Raw genomic sequence first — 21,963 nt, 5'->3', positions numbered from 1 at the left:
GGTCCCCCGTGTTGAGAACGGAGACTTGGTGAGAACGGATCTGTCCGGATACAACGGATCGATCGTGTTGTCTCGCCGATATAGATTGCATCCTAATAGATTGTATGCGAACGATTGGCAATGGAAAATGAACGGTCCAGAAGCCGCGAAACGATCGGCCAGATCATAACCAACGTGGCGCGCCTCTGGCGCCGCACCGCCAACGAGCGGCTGGATCGCTGCGGCCTGTCCCACGCCATGGCCATGCCCCTTCTGGCGCTGTGGCAATTGGGCGGCGAAGCCCGCCAGGGCGCGGTTGCCGAACAGGCCGGCCTCGAAGGTCCTTCGCTGGTCCGTCTTATCGATCTCCTGGTGGCGGAGGGCCTTGTCGCGAGGCGGGAGGATCCAAGCGACCGCCGGGCCAAGATCGTGTCGCTGACCAAGGAAGGCGAGGCGAGGATGAAAACCATCAACGCGGTGCTTGCCGAGCTCAGGCACGAGCTGGTCTCGCTGATCGGCGACGAAGAGCTAGAGACCGCCTCCGCCGTGTTGCGCCAGATCCAGACGGAGCTCGCCAACAAGCTCGGCGAGGGCTGAGCGGCCCGCGGGCACCGGGGCTATTCGCCAGAGACGTCGGAACGGCAGCTCGCAGGCCACAGCCATCGATCGCCCGCCGAGCGATCCGCATTGCCCCAGCCGCGTTTTTCGTGAGACTGCCGGCCATCGGGGGCGCGACTGGCGTGTCTGGGCATGGAGCGGCACAATCGCCTGTTGATGATATCGACGGCATCGGAACGGACGACGCTTCCGAAGGGTATCCCGCCTCGGGGCGTCGCCGGTAGTCCGCTCGCGCCTGTGCAGCTGTCCGGGAGGACACCCCCCGGTGACCCAGCCTGAATCCGACGGTGCAGGCGTGCGTCCTGCGGGTCCCAGAGCGTTGATGACCGTTCGTCTTTCTCAGGGAAGCGCCATCTATCCCGGCAACGTCAAACGTTCGAGGAAACGCCCCAGGCGATCCGTGTTGCCAAGGGGACGGTCGATCGCCTGGAATTCATAATATTGGTATTCGCTCATCGTCGCTCTCATGATTGACACAAGTGTGCGGCTGGGGAATCGATAGCACGCCGCCTAGCCGGGGCTCCATCGACGCGACTGGACGCGATGAAAAAAGAAGATTTGGAAAAGCTGCTTTCCGACGACAGCAGCGACTTCGAGCTGTATCCGATAGACCGCTATCTCCATACCGTGGCGACCGAACGCGAGGTGCCGAATCTCGCAATCGCGGTCTGCACGATCAGGATAGAAGAATCAGCGCCTGCGCTGCGCGCCGTCCTTGAACGCGCCGCCAACGGACAGCCTTTGTCGGACGATGAAGAGATGCTGCTCTTCAGGGGCGTGTATATCCTCGGCGGCGCTCGTGACACCCAGGCATGCCAACCTTTGCTGCGTCTGCTGCGCCGCCCTGGGAAGGAAGCCGACCGGCTGCTTGGCGACGCCATAACCGAAACCTTGTCGCGCATCATCGTAGGCGTGTTCGACGGCGACGCCGAAGCGCTGTTCGGCATCGTTGCCGACCGCTCCGCCGACGAATTCATTCGCGACGCGGCGTTTGGCGCGGTGACCTTTTTGACCTGGGAAGGTCGCATCGAGCGCGACCGGACAAGGGATTTCGTGGAACGGTTCTACAGGGAGAGGCTTGCCGACGACTGGGATTACGCGTGGGTCGGCTGGCTGCAAGCCATCGCGATGCTTGACCTGCGAGACCTCGTTCCGCTTGTCTACAGCGCTTGGGACGAGGGCCGTATCCCGGAAGATGCGCTTGAACGCGGTGATTTCGAAAGCGACCGGCGGGAAGCCGAGCAGCAGCCCGGCGACATCGGCCGGTTCGATCGCGCCAGTCTGAGTTACATCGAGGATGTCCTTGTGGCGCTGGATTGGACCCGCGGCCTTGACGATGACGACGACTTCGATTTTGGCGACGACGACTTCGAGTTCGGCGACGACGATTTCGATCTTGACGAGGACGAGGATGGGCAAGCCTCATGGCTGGACCGGGCCTTCTCCAGCGTCACACCAGCCACCAACCCTTGGCGCGACATCGGGCGCAACGATCCGTGCCCTTGCGGAAGCGGCAAGAAATTCAAGAAATGCTGCCTCGCCAGCTGATTGGCGATCCTTCGCGAAGATGGCCTCCGAAGCCTTGGCGAAGGAGGCCGCTCATTCATTTCAGCTACGCATTCGCGCGGTGCCCTTCGCAGGACTGACATCCTGAGCCCGAAGCAGGATGCAGCATACGAAGCCGGCGTTCGGGCAGGTGCGCCCCTGCCGGCCGCAAACGCCGGTGATCCGGCAGTCCGTCTTTGTACCCTCTACGAGCGCGCTCATGCTGCCAGCCTCTGCATGGCTTCGGTCATCTGAGCCGAGACACGGCGGTCGTAGTCGTCGGCAAGCGCCCGCAGGGCCGCAGCCCCGTCGCCGGAAAATGACGGGCCGTGCATGAGCGCCAGAGTGCGTGGCGCGAGCTTGGCAAGCTCGCGGATCGTCGTGCCCATGCCGGGATTGAGTGCCGAGTATTTGAACAGATCCTCGGCGGCGATCGCCGGGCCGACAACATCGCCTTCGGTCAGCGCGCGGTCGTTGCCGAGTTGGGTGAACAGATCGCCGCAGAGCAGGGTGCCGGTCGATTCCTCGTACATGACGCCGGCGTCCCAGCCATGCGGCGTGTGCGGTGTATCGATGAAGCGCACGCGCTTGCCGCCGCCGATGTCCATCACCTCGCCATCCTTCAGCACCCGCGGCGCACGATCCGCGAAATCGTCGAGCGACACGTAGACGCCTGTCTGTCCGTGCGCGGCCGTTGCTTGCGGCGCAACGGAGAGCCACTCGTTCATGGCGCCGCATTCGTCGGATTCGAAATGGCCAAATCCAATCCAGCGAAGACGCTCCGGCGGGATGATACGGGCAAGCGCGTCGCGGTTGAGCGCGAACAGCTTCCGCAGACCGGTGTGGAACATGAGCGGCTCATCGCCCATGACCAGGAACTGGTTGAAGGTGAAGCCGACGGGCGGAGCGATGTCCGATACATAGGTCGATAGGCGGTAGATGCCCTCGGCGATTTCGTCGATTTTCGTTTCCATGGAACCTCCTGCAAAACAATGGTTGCGTTCCCTCTCCCGGTTGATCCCGGGCTGGACTTCGATCAAAATCGAAGTACATATGTGTGTAGCGAAATATTAGAGCCCTGTCAACAATGGGTGCACATACGTGTGCATTAAATACATGACCCGCAAATATACCCTTAAACGCCGTGCCGAGCAGCAGGCGGAAACCCGGCGGCGCATCGTCGAAGCTGCGATCGACCTGCACGGTAGCGTTGGTCCCGCAGCAACGACCTTCAGCTTGGTCGCCGAGCGTGCCGGCGTTCAGCGACACACGCTCTACGCCCACTTTCCCGACGAGCGCAGCCTGCTGCAGGCCTGCTCGAGCACGCACATGGAGACGCATCCGCTGCCGAGCCCGGAGCCGTGGCGAGTTGTGGCCGACCCAGGCGAACGGATGAGGATCGCGCTGCTGGCGATCTACGAATGGTACGGGCGCAATGAAAGCGTGGTGGCCAGCGTGTTGCGCGACGCCGAACATCACCCGCCAACCCGGGAGGCTGTCGAGGCGAGCATCGTCCCGTATTTCGCGACCTGCCAGGCAGTGCTCGGCGAAGGCCTTGGCGGCAGCCAGCGAGCGATGCTGCGCGTGGCGCTGAGCTTCTTCACCTGGCGCACGCTGGTGCGCGAAGCTGGCCTCCAGCCCGTTGAAGCCGCAAATGCCATGGTTCAGGCCGTCCAAGGCGTGGGTTGAGCGGCAGACTCCGGCGGCAGTAGGCTGAGATATACGTCTTGTCAGCTTTCTGACGGGTGCGCCGCGATCGCACTCAAGAACGCCTCGCCGAACTCCTTGAGCTTGGCTGCACCGACGCCATTCACCTCGGCGAAATCGTCGATGTCGCGCGGACGACGCTCGGCCATGTCGATCAGGGTGCGGTCGGAAAACACCACATAGGCCGGCACCTGGCGTTCCTTGGCGAACCGCAGCCGCAGCGTCTTGAGCGCGGCCAGCAAGGAAGTGTCCACGCCCTCGCCGCCCATGGCGGAACCCTGCCCGGCACGCTTCCTGCCGCGCGCAAGACGGTCCCGGCCCTCGACACGATACTCGAACGCACCCTCGCCACGGCCCAGCGCGCGGCCGCTTTCGGAGATGGCGAGGCCGCCATGGCCGTCGGGATCCGGCACCAGGAAGCCGCCGGCGATAAGTTGCCGGATGAGCGACAGCCAGACCGGCTTCCTGTGCATGATGCCGGTCTTGAAGCTGGCGAGCTTCTGATGGCCCCTGGCCAACACCTTTTCGGTCTCATGGCCGAGCAGGATGTCGATGATATGGGCGGCGCCGAAGCGCTCGCCGCTCTGCGCGACCGCCGCGAGGATGATCCGCGCCTCCGTCCCGCCATCGGCGCGCGGCGCCTGGTCGAGGCAGTTGTCGCAATTGCCGCAGGCCTGCGCCTCCTCGCCGAAATAGCCGAGCAGCACCTGGCGCCGGCACTGCGCCGTCTCGCAATAGCCGATCAGCGTGTCGAGCCGGCGATGCGCCCGTCTTTTGTGCTCGGGCGAGGTATCCTCGTCGTCGATGAACATCCGGCGCGTGCGGATATCGCCGGCGCCGTAGAGCATGTGCGCTTCCGCCGCTCGGCCATCGCGTCCGGCACGGCCGATCTCCTGGTAATACGCCTCCAGGCTGCCGGGCAGGTCGGTGTGGAAGACATAGGCGACATCGGGCTTGTCGATGCCCATGCCGAAAGCGATGGTCGCCACCATGACGACGCCGGAGAGGCTCATGAACGCGTTCTGGTTCGCCTCCCGCGCGTCCTTACTCATGCCGGCATGGTAGGCGAGCGCGCGCACGCCGTTCTTGTCCAGGAAGGCCGCCATTTCCTCCGTCTTGCGGCGCGACAGGCAATAGATGATGCCGCTCTTGCCCTGGTGGCGCTCGATGAAGCGGAGCAGCTGGCGCTTGCTGTCCTGCTTGGGCTCTATCGCCAGCCTGATGTTGGGTCTGTCGAAGCCCAGCACCAGGGTCTCGGCCCGCCCGGCAAACAGCCGGGCTTCGATGTCGGCGCGGGTAGCCTCGTCCGCCGTCGCCGTCAGCGCGATGATGGGCGCTTGCGGAAACAGCCCGCTCAGCCGCGACAGGTCCTCATATTCACGCCGGAAGGCCGGGCCCCACTGCGAGATGCAATGCGCCTCGTCGATGGCGATCAGGCCGACATCGAGCCGGGACAGGGCTTCGAGCATTCGCTCCGTCATCAGCCGCTCCGGCGCCATATAGAGCAGCCGCGTCTGCCCGGACGCGACGCGGCGCCAGGCCGCGACATTGGCGTCGCGGTCGAGCGAGGAATTGATTGTGTCGGCGGCCACCCCGGCAAGGCGCAAGGCGGCGACCTGGTCCTGCATCAGCGCCACCAGCGGCGACACCACGATGGTGAGCCCGCCCTTGACCAGCGCCGGAACCTGATAGCAGAGCGACTTGCCGGCGCCCGTCGGCATGACCGCCAGCACATGCCGTCCGGAGAGCAACGCCTCGATCACGCTCGCCTGCCCCGGGCGAAAATCGTCGAAGCCGAACACATCCTTCAGGACGCGCCGCTTGTGGTCCTCGGCCCGCAGGCCCGCTGCCTGTGCCGGCATCACCGCGCCGTTCCCGCGTTCAAGGCGTCGGCCGGCATGTCGTAGCCGAATTCGCGGCAGAAGCTTTCCACGCGGGCGAGGAACGTCGCCGGCAGTCCATGCAGATAGGTCCGGAATTCTTCATTGCGCTCCCATTTTTTCAGCGACGTCCGCCGTATCGGATTGTCCGCATCCCGGCTGTACAGCGTGACCGGTGAAAGACCGAACGACCGAGCGATCCTGCCCTGGACGATATCGGGTTCAGCGATCAAGTCCTCATAGCGCAGATGGAAGACGGCTCTTTCGGGCTGAGCCTTTCTAAGGCGCATCAATCCGTCATACTCCGCCTCCCAGCGCTCGGTCGTTACATGAAAGCGCCGCTCGTTCACAGTCTCCGGATGAGAGCTGGTGAGCACGTCGAAAGGATGCCGCACGCAATAGATCAACCCGATCGAGTCCGGCAGATGCTCGATGTCCTTATGGCTCTCATAGGTGCGTTTGACCACCAGATTGAATTCGGGCCGATCCAGTTCGAGCAGCGCGCGGTAAGGCGCTTCGTCCGCATGGACATAGATATCGTCGAAGCACCCCATCAAGCGACGGCTGAGCGTGGTTCCGCTGCGGGCGCAGCCGGCAATGAAGATTCTTTTGCGAGACGTCATTGCCGAGGGCAGCCAGGGCGCAGCCTTGCGCAAGCGCCAGAACAGCCGTCTTGCGCCACGCCGCAGAGTGGTCGCCGGCGTCCGGACTGCTTTGGCAGGGACGTCCTTCGACGAGATCTCGGCCAAGGCGATGCCGCTCTCTCCGGCGACGGCGTAGAGCAGCCAGGTTCGCCCGTCCTCTTCGAAAATGGCGGGGTCGCGCAACGCGTTCTCCTTGCGCTTGGCCGGGCCTTCCCGGCTGCGACGGACCGGCAAGCCCGCCCCTTCGAAATCCATCCGCGGCCGCAGCAGTTCGGTCTCGCCCCGCACCGTCCAGTTTCGCCAGTCCTCGGCGAGATCGATCGTGCCGTGAAGGATCCGTTCCGGCGCGTCGCCCCTGCGCGTGTAATAGACCCGCAGCCAGCGGCCGGATTTCTGCAGCGCCAGATGCCGTGGGACGGGGAGACGCTTCATGCCGTGAAGAACGGCCGGGCCCCGTTCGAAATCGGAGATGCCGGTCCTGGAGCGGAAGACGGTGACGGCCCCTGTCCCGAGAAGACCGTACCACCATTGGCCGTGGTGGAAGAACCGGGCATAGGAAGGCCCGAGCGGGTCGGAAAGCGGATTGAAATGAAGGCCGTCACCGGATGTCGCGGCAAAGGTCATCTGGCCTTCCCCGCCTTTTGCCGGTCCATGAAAATACATGATGAAGCGACGCTGGCGCCGATCGACGTGAACGTCGGGAGACGCGATGTGGCCTTCGATGAAGGGGCATTGATCGAGCGACAGCACCCCGCCGGGATGGATGCGCCACGGGCCCTCGATCGAATCCGCGTGAGCGAGGCGGATATAGGAGCCGTTGTGGTCGGCGAAATAGAGATAATAGGCGCCGAGCCGCCCCGGCGCCCAGTCGGGCATGCCGATCAGCGACGGTCCGTTGATGTTCATCCCATCGCCGCCGGGCAACATGTCCGGCGTCACGATGAGCCCATGCCGCTTTGCGGTGAGAACGGGTTGCGCGATCATGCGGCGGGCTGCTTCCGGTCGCCGGTTCCATCCCGACGGCCAGCCAGCCTGTTGCGGAGCCTGCACGTTCCAGCCCGGTTTCGCCGGCTCTCACGTGTCGCTTGCTCTTCCAAGCCAGCCCCCTTCAAGGATTGATCCTGCCGCCGCCGCGCGCGGCAGGCGCCTTGGCGATGGCCGGTCCGGCATCGTTCGGTCTTGTCATTTCGATACAACGGCGTGCGTTAAAACGGAAGCCAATGCCTGGGCCTGCGCCGCAATCCGGCAGTGCTGAAATGGCAGGGCAAGGCGGTCGGCGGCATCTATTGCGCGCTCGGCATACGCCTGGCGCTGCAGCAGCGCTGAAATGCTTTACCCGGTAGCGCCGGTCCAGGCAGGCATGTCGTAGCCGAATTCGCGACAGAAGGCATCCATGGGCCCAAGAACGGCCGGTGACAGCTGGCCTTGAAGATAGGCGCGATAGTCTTCGCTGCGCTCCCACTTGCGCAGCGAGCGTGCGTGGATCGGGCGCTGCCCGTCCCCGGTCACCGGCACTCTCGGGCGAAGTCCGAACCGATTTGCGATTCGCTGCTGCACGGCGTCCGGGTCGGCGATCGTGTCTTCGTAGCGCACGTAGAGAATATCGCGCGCCGGCTGCGCCTTTCTCAGGCTCAGCAGCGCATCGTATTCCAGCACCCAGCGGTCCGCCGTGGTGTGAAATCGACGTTCCCCCATGGTCTGCGGATGCACGCTGGTGAGCACATCCAAAGGATGTCGAACGCAATAGACGAGACCGATGTCGGCAGGCAATTTTGCCAGGTGGGCGAAGGCCCGGGAATCGCGCTTGACGACCAGATTGTTTTCCCGGCGGTCCAGCAGATAGAATTTCGTGTGCCGCGCCTCGGGCGGCCAGACGAAAGTATCCTCGAAGCTTTTCATGACGCGTTGCGTCAAGGTCGTTCCGCTGCGCGCGCATCCGGCTATGAATATCTTGTTGGCCCGCGCGGCCCACGCATTCGGCCTCGACCGCCAGCGAATTTTGACGGCCGTCACAAGGCGATCAAGCTCCCTGCTTGACCGGGCCATCAGAAAACCGACGGCCGCCCCGAGTTTTGGCATATCCACCCCCATCGCGTGGAACGACTTGCCCCAGCCGCCCTCGGTTCATTGGCCGAAATAGCCTTGTTCGAAGCCGGAACCCCCCGGGCCATGTCGAGCCTGACATCGCCAACCCGGTCCCCGCCGGCGGGATGACAAAGCCAAGCTTTTTCTTATACAAGAAACCAGGCATGTTCTTGCGGGATTTGAGCCGGCGGGTGCTGATTTTTCTTGCAAGAATTCTTGCGATCCAGCTTCTGCGGCATCACACATCAATGGAATTCGCCGTCACGATGGATTCGTCCGCGCCCGTGCTGATCTTCTATGCCCGCAACGACGCGCTTGGCGACGGCCTGCTGCGGGTTCCGGCCCTGCGCGCGGCAAGAACGGCTTTTCCCCAAAGCCATATCGTCTACGGCGCCATGCGCGGTTCATCGCTCTCGCAGGCGTTGCGCAAGCATGTCGCGCATCTCGTCGATGATTTCCGGACGAAGACGCCGCTTTCCGCCATCCTCGCCGAATTCGCGCCGCGCGGCCGGAGGGCCATCGTCGTCGATCTGCGGACCGGCGTGCCGGGCCTGATGCTCACGGCTCTGCAACTCGCGGGCCGGGGCATCCGCCACGAAGCGAATTTTGCCGGCCATCTTCTGTCGCTGCGCTGGGGCACGCGATTGACGCTGCGGCCCGAACACAATGCCTGGCGCTATCACCGGCTCATCGAGCGCCTGGCGGGCCGGCATCTGCCTTTCGATCACAGACTCGATGTTTCGGACGCCGCCCGCGCGCGGGCGCGCCGGTTGCGGGACGGTTGCGGCCGTCCGCTCGTCCTGCTTGGCGGCAATGCCCAGGCCAGGAAGTGCATGAACGAAGATCAAGTGGTGGCCGTCGCCGGCAATCTCATCGATGCCGGCTACCGGGTGCTCTATCTGGCGACGCCCGGCAGCGGACCGACGCCGCAGGCTCTCGTCGCCAGGGAAAGTCGCCTCCAGGTGGCCGGCCCGGAACTCGCGCCGGACGTCGCAGGCTTCGACGATCTCCTGCTGGCGCTGGGTGAGATGGCGGTCGCCTATATCGGCATGGAGGGCGGACTTGCGCATCTTCTGGCCGCCGTCATGACGCCGGCGGTGATCGTCAACAACGGCGCCAATATGGAGCGCTGGCGACCGCTTTCGAGCAGGGTCGAGGTCGTCACGGCGCCAAGGCGAGGCCGTTCGGCCAATGTCGCCGACACGCCGGTCGAGGCCATACTCGATGCCGCGCATCGCCTGCTCGCGGCAGGTTACCGCGACCACGCGGCGGCCGCGCCGGTGCCGGAAAGGCGTGAAGCCGCTCCGGTGCAGTCCGGCGTTTCCGTGAAACGCTGAAACGCTCTAGAGCATGATCCCGAAAAGTGGGAACCGGGTTTCAGAGAAAGATCATGCTCCAGCAAAGAGTTAGATCGTGATGGCGATTCAACGAAACGCCATCACGATCTAGCCCAGGAAATCGGCTCGGCAGGGCGCGAAGCTGTCGACCAGCCGCCCGGCCTCCAGCGCCTTGACGCCATGCACGAGATTGGACGGCACGATGAAGCTGCCTCCTGTTTCGAGGATCTCCGATCGGCCGTCGATGGTGACCTCGAAGCGGCCCTCGGCGACATAGCTTGCCTGGACGTGCGGATGCGAATGCAGCGCGCCGATGCCGCCCTTGTCGAAGGCGAACTCGACCATCATCAACTCATCGGTGTGCACCAGCACGCGTCGCCTGTTGCCGTCCGCCGTCGGCTCCCAGGCTTTTTCGCCCGCGTGGGAAAAGATATCGGTCATCACTCAACGTCCGTTCGAAATGGGCGGGAAACTGTCATCGCGCCAGCCAGCCGCCATCGACAGGCATGACCGTGCCATGCACGTAGTCCGACGCCGGTGCGAGCAGGAACACCGCCACGTCACCGATATCCGTGGGCTGGCCCCAGCGTCCGGCCGGGATGCGCCCGAGGATCGCGGCGCTGCGGTCGGGATCGGCGCGCAAGGCTTCGGTGTTGTTGGTCTCGATATAGCCCGGCGCGATGCCGTTGACGTTGATGCCTTTTGCCGCCCATTCGCAGGCGAGCAGCCTTGTGAGGCCGAGCACGCCGTGCTTCGAGGCCGTGTAGGAGGCAACGCGGATGCCGCCCTGGAAGCTCAGCACCGAGCCTATGTTGACGATCTTGCCGCGCCGTCCCGGATCCGCAAGCACGCGCCTCGCGAAACCCTGGCAGAGGCGAAAGACCGTCTTCAAATTGACGTCCATCACCTCGTCCCAGTCGGCTTCGCTGAGGTCGACCGCGTCGGCGCGCCGGATGATGCCAGCATTGTTGACGAGGCCGTCCAGCGGGCCACTCTCGCCCCAGACCCGGTCGAGCATCGCGGCTGCCTCGGCTGGATCGCCGAGGTCGACTTTCACCGCTTCGAAGCTGCCCCCCGCCGCCGCGACCTTCCCGGCCGTCTCGTCCATCGCCGAGCGGCCTGCGCCGACGACCATGCCGCCGGCGCGCGCGACCGACACGGCGATGCCTTGCCCGATGCCGGTGTTGGCGCCAGTGACCAGGATGCGCTTGCCCGTGAGGCTGAAGGCGGAAGGATCGCTCACCGCAATTGATCCATCGTCACCTGGTCGACGTCGGTATAGTCGACATTGTCTCCGGCCATCGCCCAGATGAAGGCGTAGTTGGATGTGCCGGCGCCCGAATGGATCGACCAGCCCGGCGACAGCACCGCCTCCTCGCTGCGCATGACGATGTGGCGCGTCTCGTCCGGTTCGCCCATGAAGTGGAAGACGCGCTGCCCTTCCGGCAGATCGAAATAGAGATAGGCTTCCATGCGCCGGTCATGCACATGGCAGGGCATGGTGTTCCACACCGATCCGGGCGCCAATTGTGTCATGCCGACGACGAGCTGGCAGGTCTTGACGCCGTCGGCGTGGATGAACTGGAAGATCGAGCGTTCGTTGCTGGTCGCCTGGCTGCCGAGGTCGAGCCGCCTGGCGTCGCCGACGCGGATCAACTGGCTGGGATAGGTCCGATGCGCCGGCGCGCTCAGCAGGTAGAATTTTGCCGGCTTGTCGGGCTCCGCCGAGGCGAACGACACCTGCTCAGTGCCCATGCCGAGATAGACCATGTCGCGCGCCGCCAATTCGTAAGGCAGGCCGTCGGCCATGACGGTCCCGGCGCCGCCGATGTTGACGGCGATCAGTTCGCGGCGGTCGAGGAAAGCCTTGGTTCCGGTCGGCTTGATCGCCTCGAGCGGCAGGATTTTGTCGACCGGCATGGCGCCGCCGACGATCATGCGGTCGTAATGCGTGTAGGTCAGGCTGACAAGGCCCGGCTGGAAAAGCCCCTCGACGTGGAAATGGTGGCGCAGCTCGTCGGTCCCCATGGCCGCGGCGGCGATAGGATCGATGGCGAAGCGCGAGGAAAATTCGGTGTGTGTCTGGTCCATTTCTAGGCTCTGGTCCATTTCTAGGCCTTGTCTGACGGTCACTCGGTCGATGCCGCTTTCAGCGAATTGGCATAATAGGCCTGTCTGGCCTGCAGCCGCTCGCGGTAGCGCTGCTGGCTGCGGGTCAGATGCGTGCGCATCGCCTCGCGCGCGGCCTCGGCATCGCCCGCCGAGATCGCATTGAGGATGACGAGGTGCTCGCGCTGCAGGCCGCGCTGGTACTCGTCCGACTGGACGATCTCTGTCGACCAGGGCGAGGTCACGTCGCAGGGAATGGCGCGGCGTCCCAGCACATCGAGCATCTCGACATAGAACGGGTTGTTGGTGGCGCTGGCGATCGTGCGGTGGAAGGCGAGGTCGGCCGGGCCGGTCGGCTGACTGGCGAGCAGCAGCCGCTCGAACTCGAAGAAGGCCTCCTGGATCGCGGCCTCCTGGGCGGCGTTGCGTCGGATTGCGGCTAGGCCCGCCGATTCGATCTCGATCGCGAGGCGGACCTCGAGCACGTTGAGCGCGACCGAATCCTTGGCTCCCATGTCGGCGGCCAAAACGCCGAAGGTCGTCGAGATGTGCTCGCTGACGAAGACGCCGGCGCCTTGCCGCGCTTCGACCAAGCCATCGGCGGCAAGCTTGGCCAGCGCCTCGCGGATGACCGTGCGGCTGACGCCGAAAGTCTCCGTCAGCTGGCCTTCGGTTGGCAGCTTCTGTCCGGGCGGAACCTCGCCTGCCAAGAGCTGCTTGCGGATCGCCGCGACCACTGTCTCCGACAGTTTCGGCTTGCGTTCGACCCTGAGGTCGGCAACTGTTTGGGACACGTGGTGCCCTCCTAATGGAACAGGCTCGGCAGCCACAATGAGATTTCCGGTATGTAGGTGACAAGCATCAGCACCGCGAAGGCCGCGCCATAGAACGGCCAGATCGAGCGCATTGCCGTCCAGATGGGAATGCGACCGATGGCGCAACTGACGAACAGCACCGCGCCGACCGGCGGCGTGCAAAGGCCGATGCCGAGATTGAGGATCAGGATGACGCCGAAATGCACGGGATCGACGCCATAGGCCATGACCACCGGCAGGAAGATGGGCGTGGTGATAATGATGAGCGGGGACATATCCATGAATGTGCCGAGGATGAGCAGGACGACATTGATCAGAAGCAGTATGACCAGCTTGTTGTCGGACACGGACTGCAAAAACGCGACAAGCGCTGCCGGAACCCGGAGATAGGCCAGCAGCCAGCCGAAGGCTGCGGCGCAGCCGATAATCATCAGCACCATCGCTGTCGTGCGCACCGCCGCGGTGGTCGCGGTGACGAAATCGTTCCAGCTCATCGACCGGTAGATGATCAACGTCACCAGGAAAGCATAGACGATGGCAATGCACGAGCTTTCGGTGGCGGTGAAGATACCGGAGCGGACGCCGCCAAAGATGATGCCGATCAGGATCAGTCCGGGAATGGCGGCGACAAGCAACTGCAAGGCCCGGCCGAAACCGGCAAACGGTTCCGTCGGATAGCCGCGCCGGCTTGCCACCAGATACGCGGTGACCATCAGTGACAAGGCCAGCAACAGCCCCGGCAGAACGCCAGCGGTGAACAGATCCGCGATCGAGATGCGGCCGCCGGCCGAGATCGAATAGATGATCATGTTGTGCGACGGCGGGATCAGCAGCGCAATGATGGCGCCGACTGAGGTGATGTTGACGGCATAGTCGACGCCGTAGCCGCGCGCCTTCATCTGCGGGATCATCAGCCCGCCGACGGCTGAGGCATCGGCCACCGCCGAACCGGAAATACCGCCGAACATGGTCGACGCGGCAATGTTGACTTGGCCCAGACCGCCGCGCAGATGGCCGACCAGGGACCCGGCCAATGCCACCAGGCGGGCGGCGATGCCGCCGCGAACCATAAGGTCGCCGGCGAAGATGAAGAACGGGATGGCCATCAGCGAAAAGACGCTGACGCCGGAATTGAGCCGCTGGAACACCACGACGGGTGGCAGGCCGATCGTGAGGATCGTCGCGAAGCTGGCGACGCCGAGGCAGAACGCGATCGGCGTGCCGATAACCAGCAGGAAGACGAAAGTGCCGAAAAGCACGATCAGCGCCATGGTTCAAAGCTCCTCGCCGGCTGCGTAGATGTCGGCATCGACCGGCAGCCCGGCAAAGCGCCCCGCCAGCCGCTCGAGTGAAAACAGGCAGACCAGCCCGCCCCCCAGGATGACCGGCAGGAAGCTGACGCCGCCAGGCAAGGCGAGCGACGGCATCACCGTGTTCCAGGTCAGCCTGGCCAGCTGCACGCCATAGACGATCATGCCGGCGCCGAAGGCCAGCACGACGAGATCGGAAATGCTGCGCAGCACCGCCTTGGCCGAGGCAGGCAAGACATAGAGCAGCACATCGAAGCCGAGATGCGTGCGCTCGCGCACGCCGACGGCGGCGCCGAGAAAGATGAACCAGCCCATCAGCAGCACGGATGAGGATTCGGTCCAACTCGGCGAGCGGTTCAGCACGTAGCGCGAGAAAACCTGCCAGAAGATGATGACGGTCATCAGCGTCAACCCGGTGCCGCTGACCCATAACGCCAACCGCGCAAGCCCGGAAAGGGTCCGTTCCACCCGCAGCCAGAACCCTTTCGGACCCGACCGGCTGGATGGCAGCGCGGAAACCTCCGTGCCACCGGGCCCGTTGCCCATCCCGGTCATTTCGTCGCCTGGATACGGGCGGCGAGGTCCTTGAGCTCGGGCGTCGACAGATATTTGTCGTAGACCGGCTTCATGGCGTCGATCAGCGGCTGCTTGTCGATCTCGCTGACCTTGACGCCGGCCTTCTCGACGATGTCGCGCGACTTCTTTTCCTGCGCGTCCCACAGCTCGCGCATCTTGACGACGCTGTCCTTGGCCGCCTGGCGCACGATCGCCTGGTCTTCCGGCGCGAGCTTGTCCCAGCTTGCCTTCGACATCACCAGCACCTCCGGCACGATCTGGTGCTGATCCAGCGTGTAGTGCTTGGCGACCTCGTAATGCTTGGCGGATTCGAAGCTCGGCCAGTTGTTCTCGGCGCCGTCGATGACGCCGGTCTGCAACGCCGAATAGACCTCGCCATAGGCCATCGGCGTGGCGTTGGCGCCAAGCGCGTTCACCATGTCGACAAAGACGTCCGACTGGATGACGCGGAACTTCATGCCCTTCATGTCTGCCATCGAGGTGACATCCTTCTTCGTGTTGTAGAAGGAGCGCGCACCTGAATCGTAGAAGGCGAGTCCGACAAGGTCATGCGCTTCGAAGGCCTTCAGGATCTCGTCGCCGATCGGCCCGTCCATGACATGGCGCATATGCTCGACCGAGCGGAAGATGTAGGGCAACGACGGCACGGCGGTTTCCGGCACGATGCCGTTGAACGGCCCCATGGAGACGCGATCGAGGTCGATGACGCCGGCTTGGGTCTGCTCGATCGTGTCCTTTTCCTCGCCGAGTTGCGCCGAATGATAGACCTCGATCGAATAGCGCCCGTTGGTGCGCTGCTTGATCAGCTCGCCCATATATTTGACCGCCTCGACTGTCGGATAGCCGTCCGGATGCGTGTCCGAAGAGCGCAGGACGGTTTCGGCCCGCGCGGTGCCGATCATCAAGGACCCGATGGCGAATGTCGCCGCCAGCAATCTCGAAATACGCAACATGTTCTTTCCTCCCTTCAAAAATCACGGATGCCCTGGCTCAGAGCCGGTACGCTTTCTTGGCAAGCGAGTAGGCAAGCTCCCGCGCCAGCTCATGCGCCTCCTCCTCCCGGAGGCGATGCTCTGCGACCAGCCGCGCCAGAAAGGCGCAGTCGACACGCCGCGCGACGTCGTGGCGCGCCGGGATCGACGGAAAGGCGCGCGTGTCGTCGTTGAAGCCGACGGTGTTGTAGAAGCCGGCCGTCTCGGTGGTCATCTCGCGGAAGCGGCGCATGCCTTCCGGGCTGTCGTGGAACCACCAGGCCGGCCCGAGCTTGAGCGCCGGATAGACGCCGGCGAGCGGCGCAAGCTCGCGCGCATAGCTCGTCTCGTCGAGCGTGAACAGGATGATTGTGAGGTCGCGCTCCAGCCCGACGCAGTCGAGCAGCGGCTTCAGCGCCGTCACATAATCGGTCCGGGTCGGGATATCGAAGCCCTTGTCGCGGCCGAATCTCTGGAAAACGGAAGGCGAATGATTGCGCCATGATCCAGGATGGATCTGCATCGCCAGGGCGTCGTCGCGGCTCATCTTGGCCATCTCGGTCAGCATCTGGGCTCGGAACAGTTTTCGCTCGCGCTCATCCTCGGAGCCGCTCCGGATACGGTTGAACAGATCTTCGGCCGCCGCGTCGGAAAGATTGGCGGTCTCGGCCGTCGGATGGCCGTGATCGGACGAGGTCGCGCCGAATTTCTTGAAATAGGCGCGGCGCTTTCGATGCGCATCGAGATAGCCGGACCACCTTCCGGTGTTGCATCCGGTAATCTCGCCGAGGCGATCGAGATTGGAAGCAAACCCTTCGAAATCGGGATCGACCACGGCGTCCGGCCGGTAGGCGGTGACGACACGGCCGTTCCAGCCGCTGTCGCGGATCATCCGGTGCCATTTGAGATCGTCGAGCGCGCCTTCGGTCGTCGCGATCACCTCGATGTTGAAGCGTTCGAACAGCGCGCGCGGCCGATAGTCGTCGCGCTGCAGCAGCGTGGCTATCGTATCGTAGATGCGGTCGGCGCTGGTCGCGGTGAGCGGCTCCTCGATGCCGAACAGATGTTCGAACACATGGTCGAGCCAGAGCCGTGTCGGCGTGCCGCGGAAGAGATAATAATGTTCGGCGAACCGCCGCCAGATCGCCCGGCCGTCGGTCTCGACCGGCGAACCGTCGAGCGTCGGCACGCTGAGTTCCTCCAGCCGCACGCCTTGGCTGAACAGCATGCGGAAAATGTAATGGTCCGGCACGATCAAGAGCTGCGCCGGATCGGGAAACGGTTCGTTGAGCGCGTACCAGCGCGGGTCGGTGTGGCCGTGCGGACTGACGATCGGCAGGTCCTTCACACCGGCGTAAAGGTCGCGCGCCAATGATCGCGTTTCCGGCGCGAACAGCAGGTCCGGATCGGTCAATGCGGCCACGCGGCTCCTCCCAGGCTTCGCTATTGGTAGATCGGTCAGAGATAATGTCAACATACAAATATTATGCAGTTGTATGATGACTTTCCAAATGAGTACGGCCATTGTGTATGGTGACAGCGGGTGTTACGTCGCTGCCGTCGTTTTCCGATCGGAGACTGGCTTCCATGAGCGGCCGCCTGTCAAACGCTACCTTTGCGGAGCTGCCGGCCGAAGTTCTGGTGCCTCGCTACGACCGCAAGTCCGTCGCGCCCGGCATCGTCCATCTTGGCGTCGGCGCTTTTCATCGTGCCCACCAGGCCGCCTATGTCGATGCCTGCCTGGCGCATGGCGAGAGCGATTGGGGCATCATCGGCGTCTCGCTGCGCAGTCCCGACACGCGCGATGCGCTCAAGCCGCAGGACGGGCTCTACACGCTGGCAATCAGGGACAGCGCCGGCGAACGGCTGCAGGTCGTCGGCTCGCTCCAGTCCTTGCTCGTCGCCCCGGAAGACCCAGGCGCGGTGCTCGCCGCGCTGACCGATCCGCGCACCCGCATCGTCACGCTCACCATCACCGAAAAGGCCTATCTCAGGGCGGCTGACGGCACGCTCGACAGCGCGCATCCCGATATTGTCCACGACCTCGCCAACCCCGGATCGCCGAAGACGGCGCATGGTTTTCTCGCCGAGTCGCTCGCGCGCAGGCGCGCCGCCGGCATACCCCCCTTCACCGTGCTCTGCTGCGACAACCTGCCGGCCAACGGCGCCACGCTGCACCGGCTGTTGATCGAATATGTGAAGCTCCGGGATCTACGGCTCGCCCGTCAGGGCGATGCCGAGGCCGCCCGTCAGCGCGATGCCGACCTCGCGCGCCATGTCGCCGACGACGTGGCCTTCCCGTCAAGCATGGTCGACCGCATCGTGCCGGCGACGACGGACGCCGACCGGGCGCGTGTTGCGCAACAACTTGGCCTTGAGGACGCGTGGCCCGTGATGACCGAGCCGTTCCGGCAATGGGTGATCGAGGACAACTTTCCGGCCGGGCGGCCGGCCTGGGAGAAGTTCGGCGTCGCCATGGTCGAGGATGTCGGCCCGTTCGAGGACATGAAGCTGAGGCTGCTCAACGGCGCGCATTCGGGCATCGCCTATCTCGGCCTGCTCAGCGGCCACGCCACCGTCGACCGCGCCTTTGCCGATCCGTCGATCCGGCAGTTCGTGGACTGGCTCTGGGCCGAGGCCATTCCAACCCTGCCGCAGAAGGCCGGGCTCGACCCAATTCCCTACACGGCCGAGCTTGCCGAACGCTTTTCCAACACCGCGCTCGCCCACCGCACCGCGCAGATCGCCAATGACGGCAGCCAGAAGCTGCCGCAACGCATCGTCGCCTCGGCCCTTGCCCGGCTGGAAGCGGGTCTGTTGCCGGAACATTTGTCGCTGGTTGTCGCCGCCTGGATCGCCGCCTGCGCCGCGCGCGGCAAGACATTGCCGGAAAGCCATTTCACCGATCCGCTCGATGCCGCCCTCGGCGACCTGTTCGGCCGCAATCTGCCGACGGCGGAGATGGCGGCGGCGGTGTTCGATCTCGCTGGCTTTGCCAAGGGTCATCCGGAACGGCGGAAATTGATCGAATTTGTCGCCACGCATCTCGTCCATTTCAAGCACGGCAACCCGAAGCTGGCTCTCGCTGCGCTCGGCATTAATGGCAAGAGCGGAACGGCCGGATAGCGTTTGTGCCCGGTATTGGCTGGACGGTGAGCCGGGACGGCTTCACACTTGTTTGCCGGCCTACCCGTTACCTGCAGCGCGGGCATAGTCGACCCCGTTCGCATTCGGACTGTTTCGCAAACGAAAAACGGGCAACAAAAAAGCGGGGCAGGCCCCGCTTTCCCAATCGCTTGTCGGCAGCCGAATTCAGGCCGGCAGCAGCGCGCCTTCCAGCGTGGTGAGCTGGCTGAGGAACTGCTCGGCCTTGCTGCGGCTCTCGTCGTCCTTGGCGTCGGCGGCGTCTTCCTTGGCTTCCTGGATGCGGCGAGCCAGATCGGCGCGATCGATGTCGTTCACATGCGTCGCCGATTCGGCAAGCAGCGTGCAGCCGGAAGGCAGGATGTCGGCGAAACCGCCGAACACGACGAAGCGTTCTTCCTTGCCGCCCGCGGTCTTTATCGTGACGACGCCAGGCTTGATCGTGGTCATGACCGGCGCGTGCTGCGCCATCACGGTCATCTCGCCTTCGGCGCCCGGAATGACCACGGACTCCACCTGCTCGGAAACGAGCAGCCGCTCCGGCGAGACCAGTTCGAACTTGAAAGCTTCAGCCATGTAAAACTTAGCAGGTAGGGAATAGTGAGTAGTCAGTAGTGAAGGGACGCAACCGCCCGGATCACACCGCTATTCTCTACTCACTACTCACTACTCCCTATTCGCTTTCTTATGCCGCTTCAGCCGCGAGGCGCTGTGCCTTCTCGACCGCCTCATCGATGCCGCCGACCATGTAGAAGGCGGCTTCGGGCAGGTGATCGTAGTCGCCGGCGCAAAGGCCCTTGAAGCCCTTGATGGTGTCGGCGAGGTCGACCAGCTTGCCCGGCGAACCGGTGAACACTTCGGCGACGAAGAACGGCTGCGACAGGAAGCGCTCGATCTTGCGGGCGCGGGCAACCGTCTGCTTGTCCTCTTCCGACAGCTCGTCCATGCCCAGGATGGCGATGATGTCCTGCAGCGACTTGTAGCGCTGCAGGATCGACTGCACCTGGCGGGCGACCTGGTAGTGCTCCTCGCCGACGACCATCGGGTCGAGCATGCGCGAGGTGGAATCCAGCGGATCGACGGCCGGATAGATGCCCTTTTCCGAGATCGCGCGGTTGAGCACGGTGGTGGCGTCCAAGTGGGCGAAGGAGGTGGCCGGCGCCGGGTCGGTCAAGTCGTCAGCCGGAACGTAGATGGCCTGCACCGAGGTGATCGAGCCCTTGGTCGTCGTCGTGATGCGTTCCTGCAGCGCGCCCATGTCGGTGGCCAGCGTCGGCTGATAACCCACAGCGGAAGGAATACGGCCAAGCAGCGCCGACACTTCCGAGCCAGCCTGGGTGAAGCGGAAGATGTTGTCGACGAAGAACAGCACGTCCTGGCCCTGGTCGCGGAAGTACTCGGCGACGGTGAGGCCGGTCAGGCCGACGCGGGCGCGCGCGCCCGGCGGCTCGTTCATCTGGCCGTAGACAAGTGCTGCCTTTGAGCCCTGGCCGCCGCCCTTCTTGTTGACGCCCGATTCGATGAACTCGTGATAGAGGTCGTTGCCTTCACGGGTGCGCTCGCCGACGCCGGCGAACACCGAGAAGCCGCCATGCGCCTTGGCGACGTTGTTGATCAGCTCCTGGATCAGCACGGTCTTGCCGACGCCGGCGCCGCCGAACAGGCCGATCTTGCCGCCGCGGGCGTAAGGCGCCAGCAGGTCGAGAACCTTGATGCCGGTGACCAGGATCTGCGCTTCCGTCGACTGGTCGACATAGGCCGGAGCCGGCTGATGGATGGAGCGCAGTTCGACGCCGTCGACCGGGCCTTCCTCGTCGACCGGCTCGCCGATGACGTTAATGATGCGGCCGAGCATGCCCGGGCCGACCGGGACCGAGATCGGCGCGCCGGTGTCGAAGACGTCCTGGCCGCGGACCAGGCCTTCGGTCGAGTCCATGGCGATGCAGCGCACGGTGTTCTCGCCGAGATGCTGGGCAACCTCGAGCACCAGGCGATTGCCGACATTGTCGGTTTCCAGCGCGTTCAGAATGGCCGGCAGGTGATCTTCGAACTGCACGTCGACGACGGCGCCGATGACCTGGCGGACCTTGCCGGCGGCACCGACGCGCTTGGCCGCAAAGGCCGGCGCGTTGGCGGTCGCTGCCGCCTTGGCGGGGGCTGCTGCCTTGGCCGGAACGGCCGCCTTCTTGGCCGGAGCGGCCTTCGCCGCCGCTTTGGGGGCCTCTGCCGCCTTGGCGGCGGTCTTCGGGGTAGCTGCTTTCGCCATCGTCTTTGCCCTTTTCGTCTATCCGTTGTTCACGTCGTCCGCCGGGTGTCCCGCGCGGCGCGTGATTAGAGCGCCTCGGCGCCCGAAATGATCTCGATCAGTTCCTTGGTGATCTGCGCCTGCCGCTGGCGGTTGTAGGTGATCGACAGCCTGTTGATCATGTCGCCGGCGTTGCGCGTCGCATTGTCCATCGCGCTCATCTTGGCGCCCATCTCGCCGGCCGCGTTTTCCAAAAGCGCGCGGAAGATCTGCACGGCGATGTTGCGCGGGATGAGGTCGGAGAGGATCTCGCCCGGCTCCGGCTCGTATTCGTAGACAGCGGTGGCGCCGTTGTCCGTTTCGGCGACGGCTGAAGCCTGTGCCGCCGGGATGATCTGCTGCGCCGTCGGGATCTGGCTGATCACCGATTTGAACTGCGAATAGAACAGCGTGCAGATGTCGAAGCCGCCCTCGTTGAAGAGGTGGATGATCTTGCGCGCGATCGCATCGGCATTGACGAAGCCGAGCGTCTTGACCTCGCGCAGGTCGACGCGTTCGAGGATCATCGAAGCGTAGTCGCGCCGCAGGATGTCATAGCCCTTTTTGCCGACGCAGATGATCTTCACCTGCTTGCCGTCGGCCAGCAGCCGGCGGATGTGGTCGCGGGCGAGGCGCGCGATCTGCGAGTTGAAGCCGCCGCACAGGCCGCGCTCGGCCGTGCAGACGATGAGCAGATGCACATCGTCCCTGCCGGTGCCCGTCATCAGCGCCGGGGCATCGCCGCCGCCGCCGATCGCCTGGGTGATGTTGGCCAGAACCGCGCCCATGCGCTCGGAATAGGGGCGCGCCGCTTCAGCCGCTTCCTGCGCGCGACGCAGCTTCGCCGCGGCGACCATCTGCATCGCCTTGGTGATCTTCTGCGTCGCCTTGACCGAGGCGATACGGTTACGAAGGTCTTTTAATGAAGGCATGCTTCAAACCTGATCCCGTGCGTCCGG

General features: G+C 64.3%; 20 protein-coding genes and 1 pseudogene. 6 read left to right on the top strand and 15 right to left on the bottom strand.

The window, feature by feature from the left end; genetic code table 11:
• Positions 1-120 precede the first annotated feature (120 nt).
• Together FJ418_RS12825 and FJ418_RS12820 are read left to right on the top strand one after the other, a co-directional pair.
• Positions 121-576, top strand: coding sequence for a MarR family transcriptional regulator (locus FJ418_RS12825; protein WP_140865856.1), 456 nt, complete (start codon positions 121-123; stop codon positions 574-576).
• A gap of 564 nt (positions 577-1,140) precedes the next feature.
• Positions 1,141-2,145, top strand: a complete 1,005-nt coding sequence (locus tag FJ418_RS12820; protein WP_140865854.1) for a DUF1186 domain-containing protein — start codon at positions 1,141-1,143, stop codon at positions 2,143-2,145.
• 215 nt (positions 2,146-2,360) lie between these two features.
• Here the strand turns inward: FJ418_RS12820 and FJ418_RS12815 are convergent, their stop codons facing one another.
• Entirely contained in the window at positions 2,361-3,116 is a 756-nt protein-coding gene (locus FJ418_RS12815; protein WP_140865852.1) for an MBL fold metallo-hydrolase, read from the bottom strand.
• A gap of 142 nt (positions 3,117-3,258) precedes the next feature.
• Here FJ418_RS12815 and FJ418_RS12810 point away from each other — a divergent pair, with 142 nt between their 5' ends.
• Entirely contained in the window at positions 3,259-3,831 is a 573-nt protein-coding gene (locus FJ418_RS12810; RefSeq protein ID WP_140782936.1) for a TetR/AcrR family transcriptional regulator, read from the top strand.
• A 41-nt stretch (positions 3,832-3,872) separates the two neighbouring features.
• Here FJ418_RS12810 and recQ read toward each other — a convergent pair whose 3' ends face one another.
• Together recQ and FJ418_RS32365 are read right to left on the bottom strand one after the other, a co-directional pair.
• A complete protein-coding gene (recQ, locus tag FJ418_RS12805; RefSeq protein WP_140865851.1) occupies positions 3,873-5,711 on the bottom strand; it encodes a DNA helicase RecQ in 1,839 nt (612 codons plus the stop codon).
• Positions 5,711-7,357 carry a sulfotransferase gene (locus FJ418_RS32365; protein ID WP_246683031.1) on the bottom strand — a complete coding sequence of 549 codons (1,647 nt, stop codon included), beginning with the start codon at positions 7,355-7,357 and terminating at the stop codon, positions 5,711-5,713. Before FJ418_RS32365 ends, recQ begins: the two co-directional genes overlap by 1 nt.
• 240 nt (positions 7,358-7,597) lie before the next feature.
• On the opposite strand from FJ418_RS32365, the pseudogene FJ418_RS32700 reads away from it, so the two are divergent.
• Positions 7,598-7,699, top strand: a pseudogene (locus FJ418_RS32700) (LysE family translocator); the annotation flags it as partial.
• A 6-nt stretch (positions 7,700-7,705) separates the two neighbouring features.
• On the opposite strand, the gene FJ418_RS12790 reads toward FJ418_RS32700, so the two are convergent.
• Complete coding sequence (locus FJ418_RS12790; protein ID WP_181166920.1) at positions 7,706-8,452, bottom strand: sulfotransferase; 747 nt, start codon at positions 8,450-8,452, stop codon at positions 7,706-7,708.
• Positions 8,453-8,706: 254 nt separating this feature from the next.
• Between FJ418_RS12790 and FJ418_RS12785 the strand changes: the two genes are divergently transcribed.
• Positions 8,707-9,795 carry a glycosyltransferase family 9 protein gene (locus FJ418_RS12785; RefSeq protein ID WP_181166919.1) on the top strand — a complete coding sequence of 363 codons (1,089 nt, stop codon included), beginning with the start codon at positions 8,707-8,709 and terminating at the stop codon, positions 9,793-9,795.
• 108 nt (positions 9,796-9,903) lie between these two features.
• Here FJ418_RS12785 and FJ418_RS12780 read toward each other — a convergent pair whose 3' ends face one another.
• Genes FJ418_RS12780 through uxaC form a run of 8 tightly spaced genes read right to left on the bottom strand, consistent with a single transcriptional unit; the run spans position 9,904 to position 16,999 of the window.
• Positions 9,904-10,236, bottom strand: a complete 333-nt coding sequence (locus tag FJ418_RS12780; RefSeq protein WP_181166918.1) for a cupin domain-containing protein — start codon at positions 10,234-10,236, stop codon at positions 9,904-9,906.
• Between the two features lie 34 nt (positions 10,237-10,270).
• The gene (gene kduD, locus FJ418_RS12775) at positions 10,271-11,038 is read right to left on the bottom strand and encodes a 2-dehydro-3-deoxy-D-gluconate 5-dehydrogenase KduD (RefSeq protein ID WP_140865845.1); all 768 of its coding nucleotides are present in this window, start codon (positions 11,036-11,038) and stop codon (positions 10,271-10,273) included.
• On the bottom strand, positions 11,035-11,886 hold the full coding sequence (kduI, locus tag FJ418_RS12770) for a 5-dehydro-4-deoxy-D-glucuronate isomerase (RefSeq protein ID WP_140865843.1): 852 nt from the start codon (positions 11,884-11,886) through the stop codon (positions 11,035-11,037). The genes kduD and kduI overlap by 4 nt, the downstream gene beginning before the upstream one ends.
• Positions 11,887-11,924: 38 nt before the next feature.
• Positions 11,925-12,698, bottom strand: coding sequence for a FadR/GntR family transcriptional regulator (locus tag FJ418_RS12765; protein WP_140658985.1), 774 nt, complete (start codon positions 12,696-12,698; stop codon positions 11,925-11,927).
• 11 nt (positions 12,699-12,709) lie between these two features.
• Positions 12,710-13,990, bottom strand: coding sequence for a TRAP transporter large permease (locus tag FJ418_RS12760; protein ID WP_140646490.1), 1,281 nt, complete (start codon positions 13,988-13,990; stop codon positions 12,710-12,712).
• Positions 13,991-13,993: 3 nt separating this feature from the next.
• Entirely contained in the window at positions 13,994-14,575 is a 582-nt protein-coding gene (locus tag FJ418_RS12755; RefSeq protein WP_140865940.1) for a TRAP transporter small permease, read from the bottom strand.
• Between the two features lie 5 nt (positions 14,576-14,580).
• On the bottom strand, positions 14,581-15,558 hold the full coding sequence (locus FJ418_RS12750; protein WP_140865841.1) for a TRAP transporter substrate-binding protein: 978 nt from the start codon (positions 15,556-15,558) through the stop codon (positions 14,581-14,583).
• 37 nt (positions 15,559-15,595) lie between these two features.
• Positions 15,596-16,999 (bottom strand): glucuronate isomerase, encoded by a 1,404-nt coding sequence (gene uxaC / locus FJ418_RS12745; protein WP_140865839.1) that lies wholly within the window; start codon positions 16,997-16,999, stop codon positions 15,596-15,598.
• A 164-nt stretch (positions 17,000-17,163) separates the two neighbouring features.
• On the opposite strand from uxaC, the gene FJ418_RS12740 reads away from it, so the two are divergent.
• Positions 17,164-18,702: a mannitol dehydrogenase family protein gene (locus tag FJ418_RS12740; protein ID WP_140865837.1), complete on the top strand. Its 1,539-nt coding sequence runs from the start codon at positions 17,164-17,166 to the stop codon at positions 18,700-18,702.
• Positions 18,703-18,888: 186 nt separating this feature from the next.
• Here the strand turns inward: FJ418_RS12740 and FJ418_RS12735 are convergent, their stop codons facing one another.
• The 3 genes from FJ418_RS12735 to FJ418_RS12725 form a co-directional block, all read right to left on the bottom strand.
• The gene (locus FJ418_RS12735) at positions 18,889-19,296 is read right to left on the bottom strand and encodes a F0F1 ATP synthase subunit epsilon (RefSeq protein WP_095769727.1); all 408 of its coding nucleotides are present in this window, start codon (positions 19,294-19,296) and stop codon (positions 18,889-18,891) included.
• 109 nt (positions 19,297-19,405) lie between these two features.
• Positions 19,406-20,986 carry a F0F1 ATP synthase subunit beta gene (gene atpD / locus FJ418_RS12730; RefSeq protein ID WP_140865835.1) on the bottom strand — a complete coding sequence of 527 codons (1,581 nt, stop codon included), beginning with the start codon at positions 20,984-20,986 and terminating at the stop codon, positions 19,406-19,408.
• A 65-nt stretch (positions 20,987-21,051) separates the two neighbouring features.
• A complete protein-coding gene (locus FJ418_RS12725) occupies positions 21,052-21,936 on the bottom strand; it encodes a F0F1 ATP synthase subunit gamma (RefSeq protein ID WP_140865833.1) in 885 nt (294 codons plus the stop codon).
• Positions 21,937-21,963 lie beyond the last annotated feature (27 nt).

It is taken from the genome of Mesorhizobium sp. B2-8-3 (assembly GCF_006440815.1).
Taxonomy (GTDB): Bacteria; Pseudomonadota; Alphaproteobacteria; order Rhizobiales; family Rhizobiaceae; genus Mesorhizobium.
This window is presented reverse-complemented; position numbering and strand designations above follow the sequence as displayed.

Bases quoted from the DNA above. Each gene is read 5' to 3' on its own strand.
- FJ418_RS12825 (WP_140865856.1), top strand. From the start codon at position 121: ATGGAAAATGAACGGTCCAGAAGCCGCGAAACGATCGGCCAGATCATA.
- FJ418_RS12755 (WP_140865940.1), bottom strand. From the start codon at position 14,575: ATGGGCAACGGGCCCGGTGGCACGGAGGTTTCCGCGCTGCCATCCAGC.
- FJ418_RS12760 (WP_140646490.1), bottom strand. From the start codon at position 13,990: ATGGCGCTGATCGTGCTTTTCGGCACTTTCGTCTTCCTGCTGGTTATC.
- recQ (WP_140865851.1), bottom strand. From the start codon at position 5,711: ATGCCGGCACAGGCAGCGGGCCTGCGGGCCGAGGACCACAAGCGGCGC.
- FJ418_RS12785 (WP_181166919.1), top strand. From the start codon at position 8,707: ATGGAATTCGCCGTCACGATGGATTCGTCCGCGCCCGTGCTGATCTTC.
- FJ418_RS12750 (WP_140865841.1), bottom strand. From the start codon at position 15,558: ATGTTGCGTATTTCGAGATTGCTGGCGGCGACATTCGCCATCGGGTCC.
- FJ418_RS12725 (WP_140865833.1), bottom strand. From the start codon at position 21,936: ATGCCTTCATTAAAAGACCTTCGTAACCGTATCGCCTCGGTCAAGGCG.
- FJ418_RS12740 (WP_140865837.1), top strand. From the start codon at position 17,164: ATGAGCGGCCGCCTGTCAAACGCTACCTTTGCGGAGCTGCCGGCCGAA.
- FJ418_RS12815 (WP_140865852.1), bottom strand. From the start codon at position 3,116: ATGGAAACGAAAATCGACGAAATCGCCGAGGGCATCTACCGCCTATCG.
- FJ418_RS12810 (WP_140782936.1), top strand. From the start codon at position 3,259: ATGACCCGCAAATATACCCTTAAACGCCGTGCCGAGCAGCAGGCGGAA.
- kduI (WP_140865843.1), bottom strand. From the start codon at position 11,886: ATGGACCAGACACACACCGAATTTTCCTCGCGCTTCGCCATCGATCCT.
- FJ418_RS12790 (WP_181166920.1), bottom strand. From the start codon at position 8,452: ATGCCAAAACTCGGGGCGGCCGTCGGTTTTCTGATGGCCCGGTCAAGC.
- atpD (WP_140865835.1), bottom strand. From the start codon at position 20,986: ATGGCGAAAGCAGCTACCCCGAAGACCGCCGCCAAGGCGGCAGAGGCC.
- FJ418_RS12780 (WP_181166918.1), bottom strand. From the start codon at position 10,236: ATGACCGATATCTTTTCCCACGCGGGCGAAAAAGCCTGGGAGCCGACG.
- FJ418_RS12735 (WP_095769727.1), bottom strand. From the start codon at position 19,296: ATGGCTGAAGCTTTCAAGTTCGAACTGGTCTCGCCGGAGCGGCTGCTC.
- FJ418_RS12820 (WP_140865854.1), top strand. From the start codon at position 1,141: ATGAAAAAAGAAGATTTGGAAAAGCTGCTTTCCGACGACAGCAGCGAC.
- FJ418_RS32365 (WP_246683031.1), bottom strand. From the start codon at position 7,357: ATGATCGCGCAACCCGTTCTCACCGCAAAGCGGCATGGGCTCATCGTG.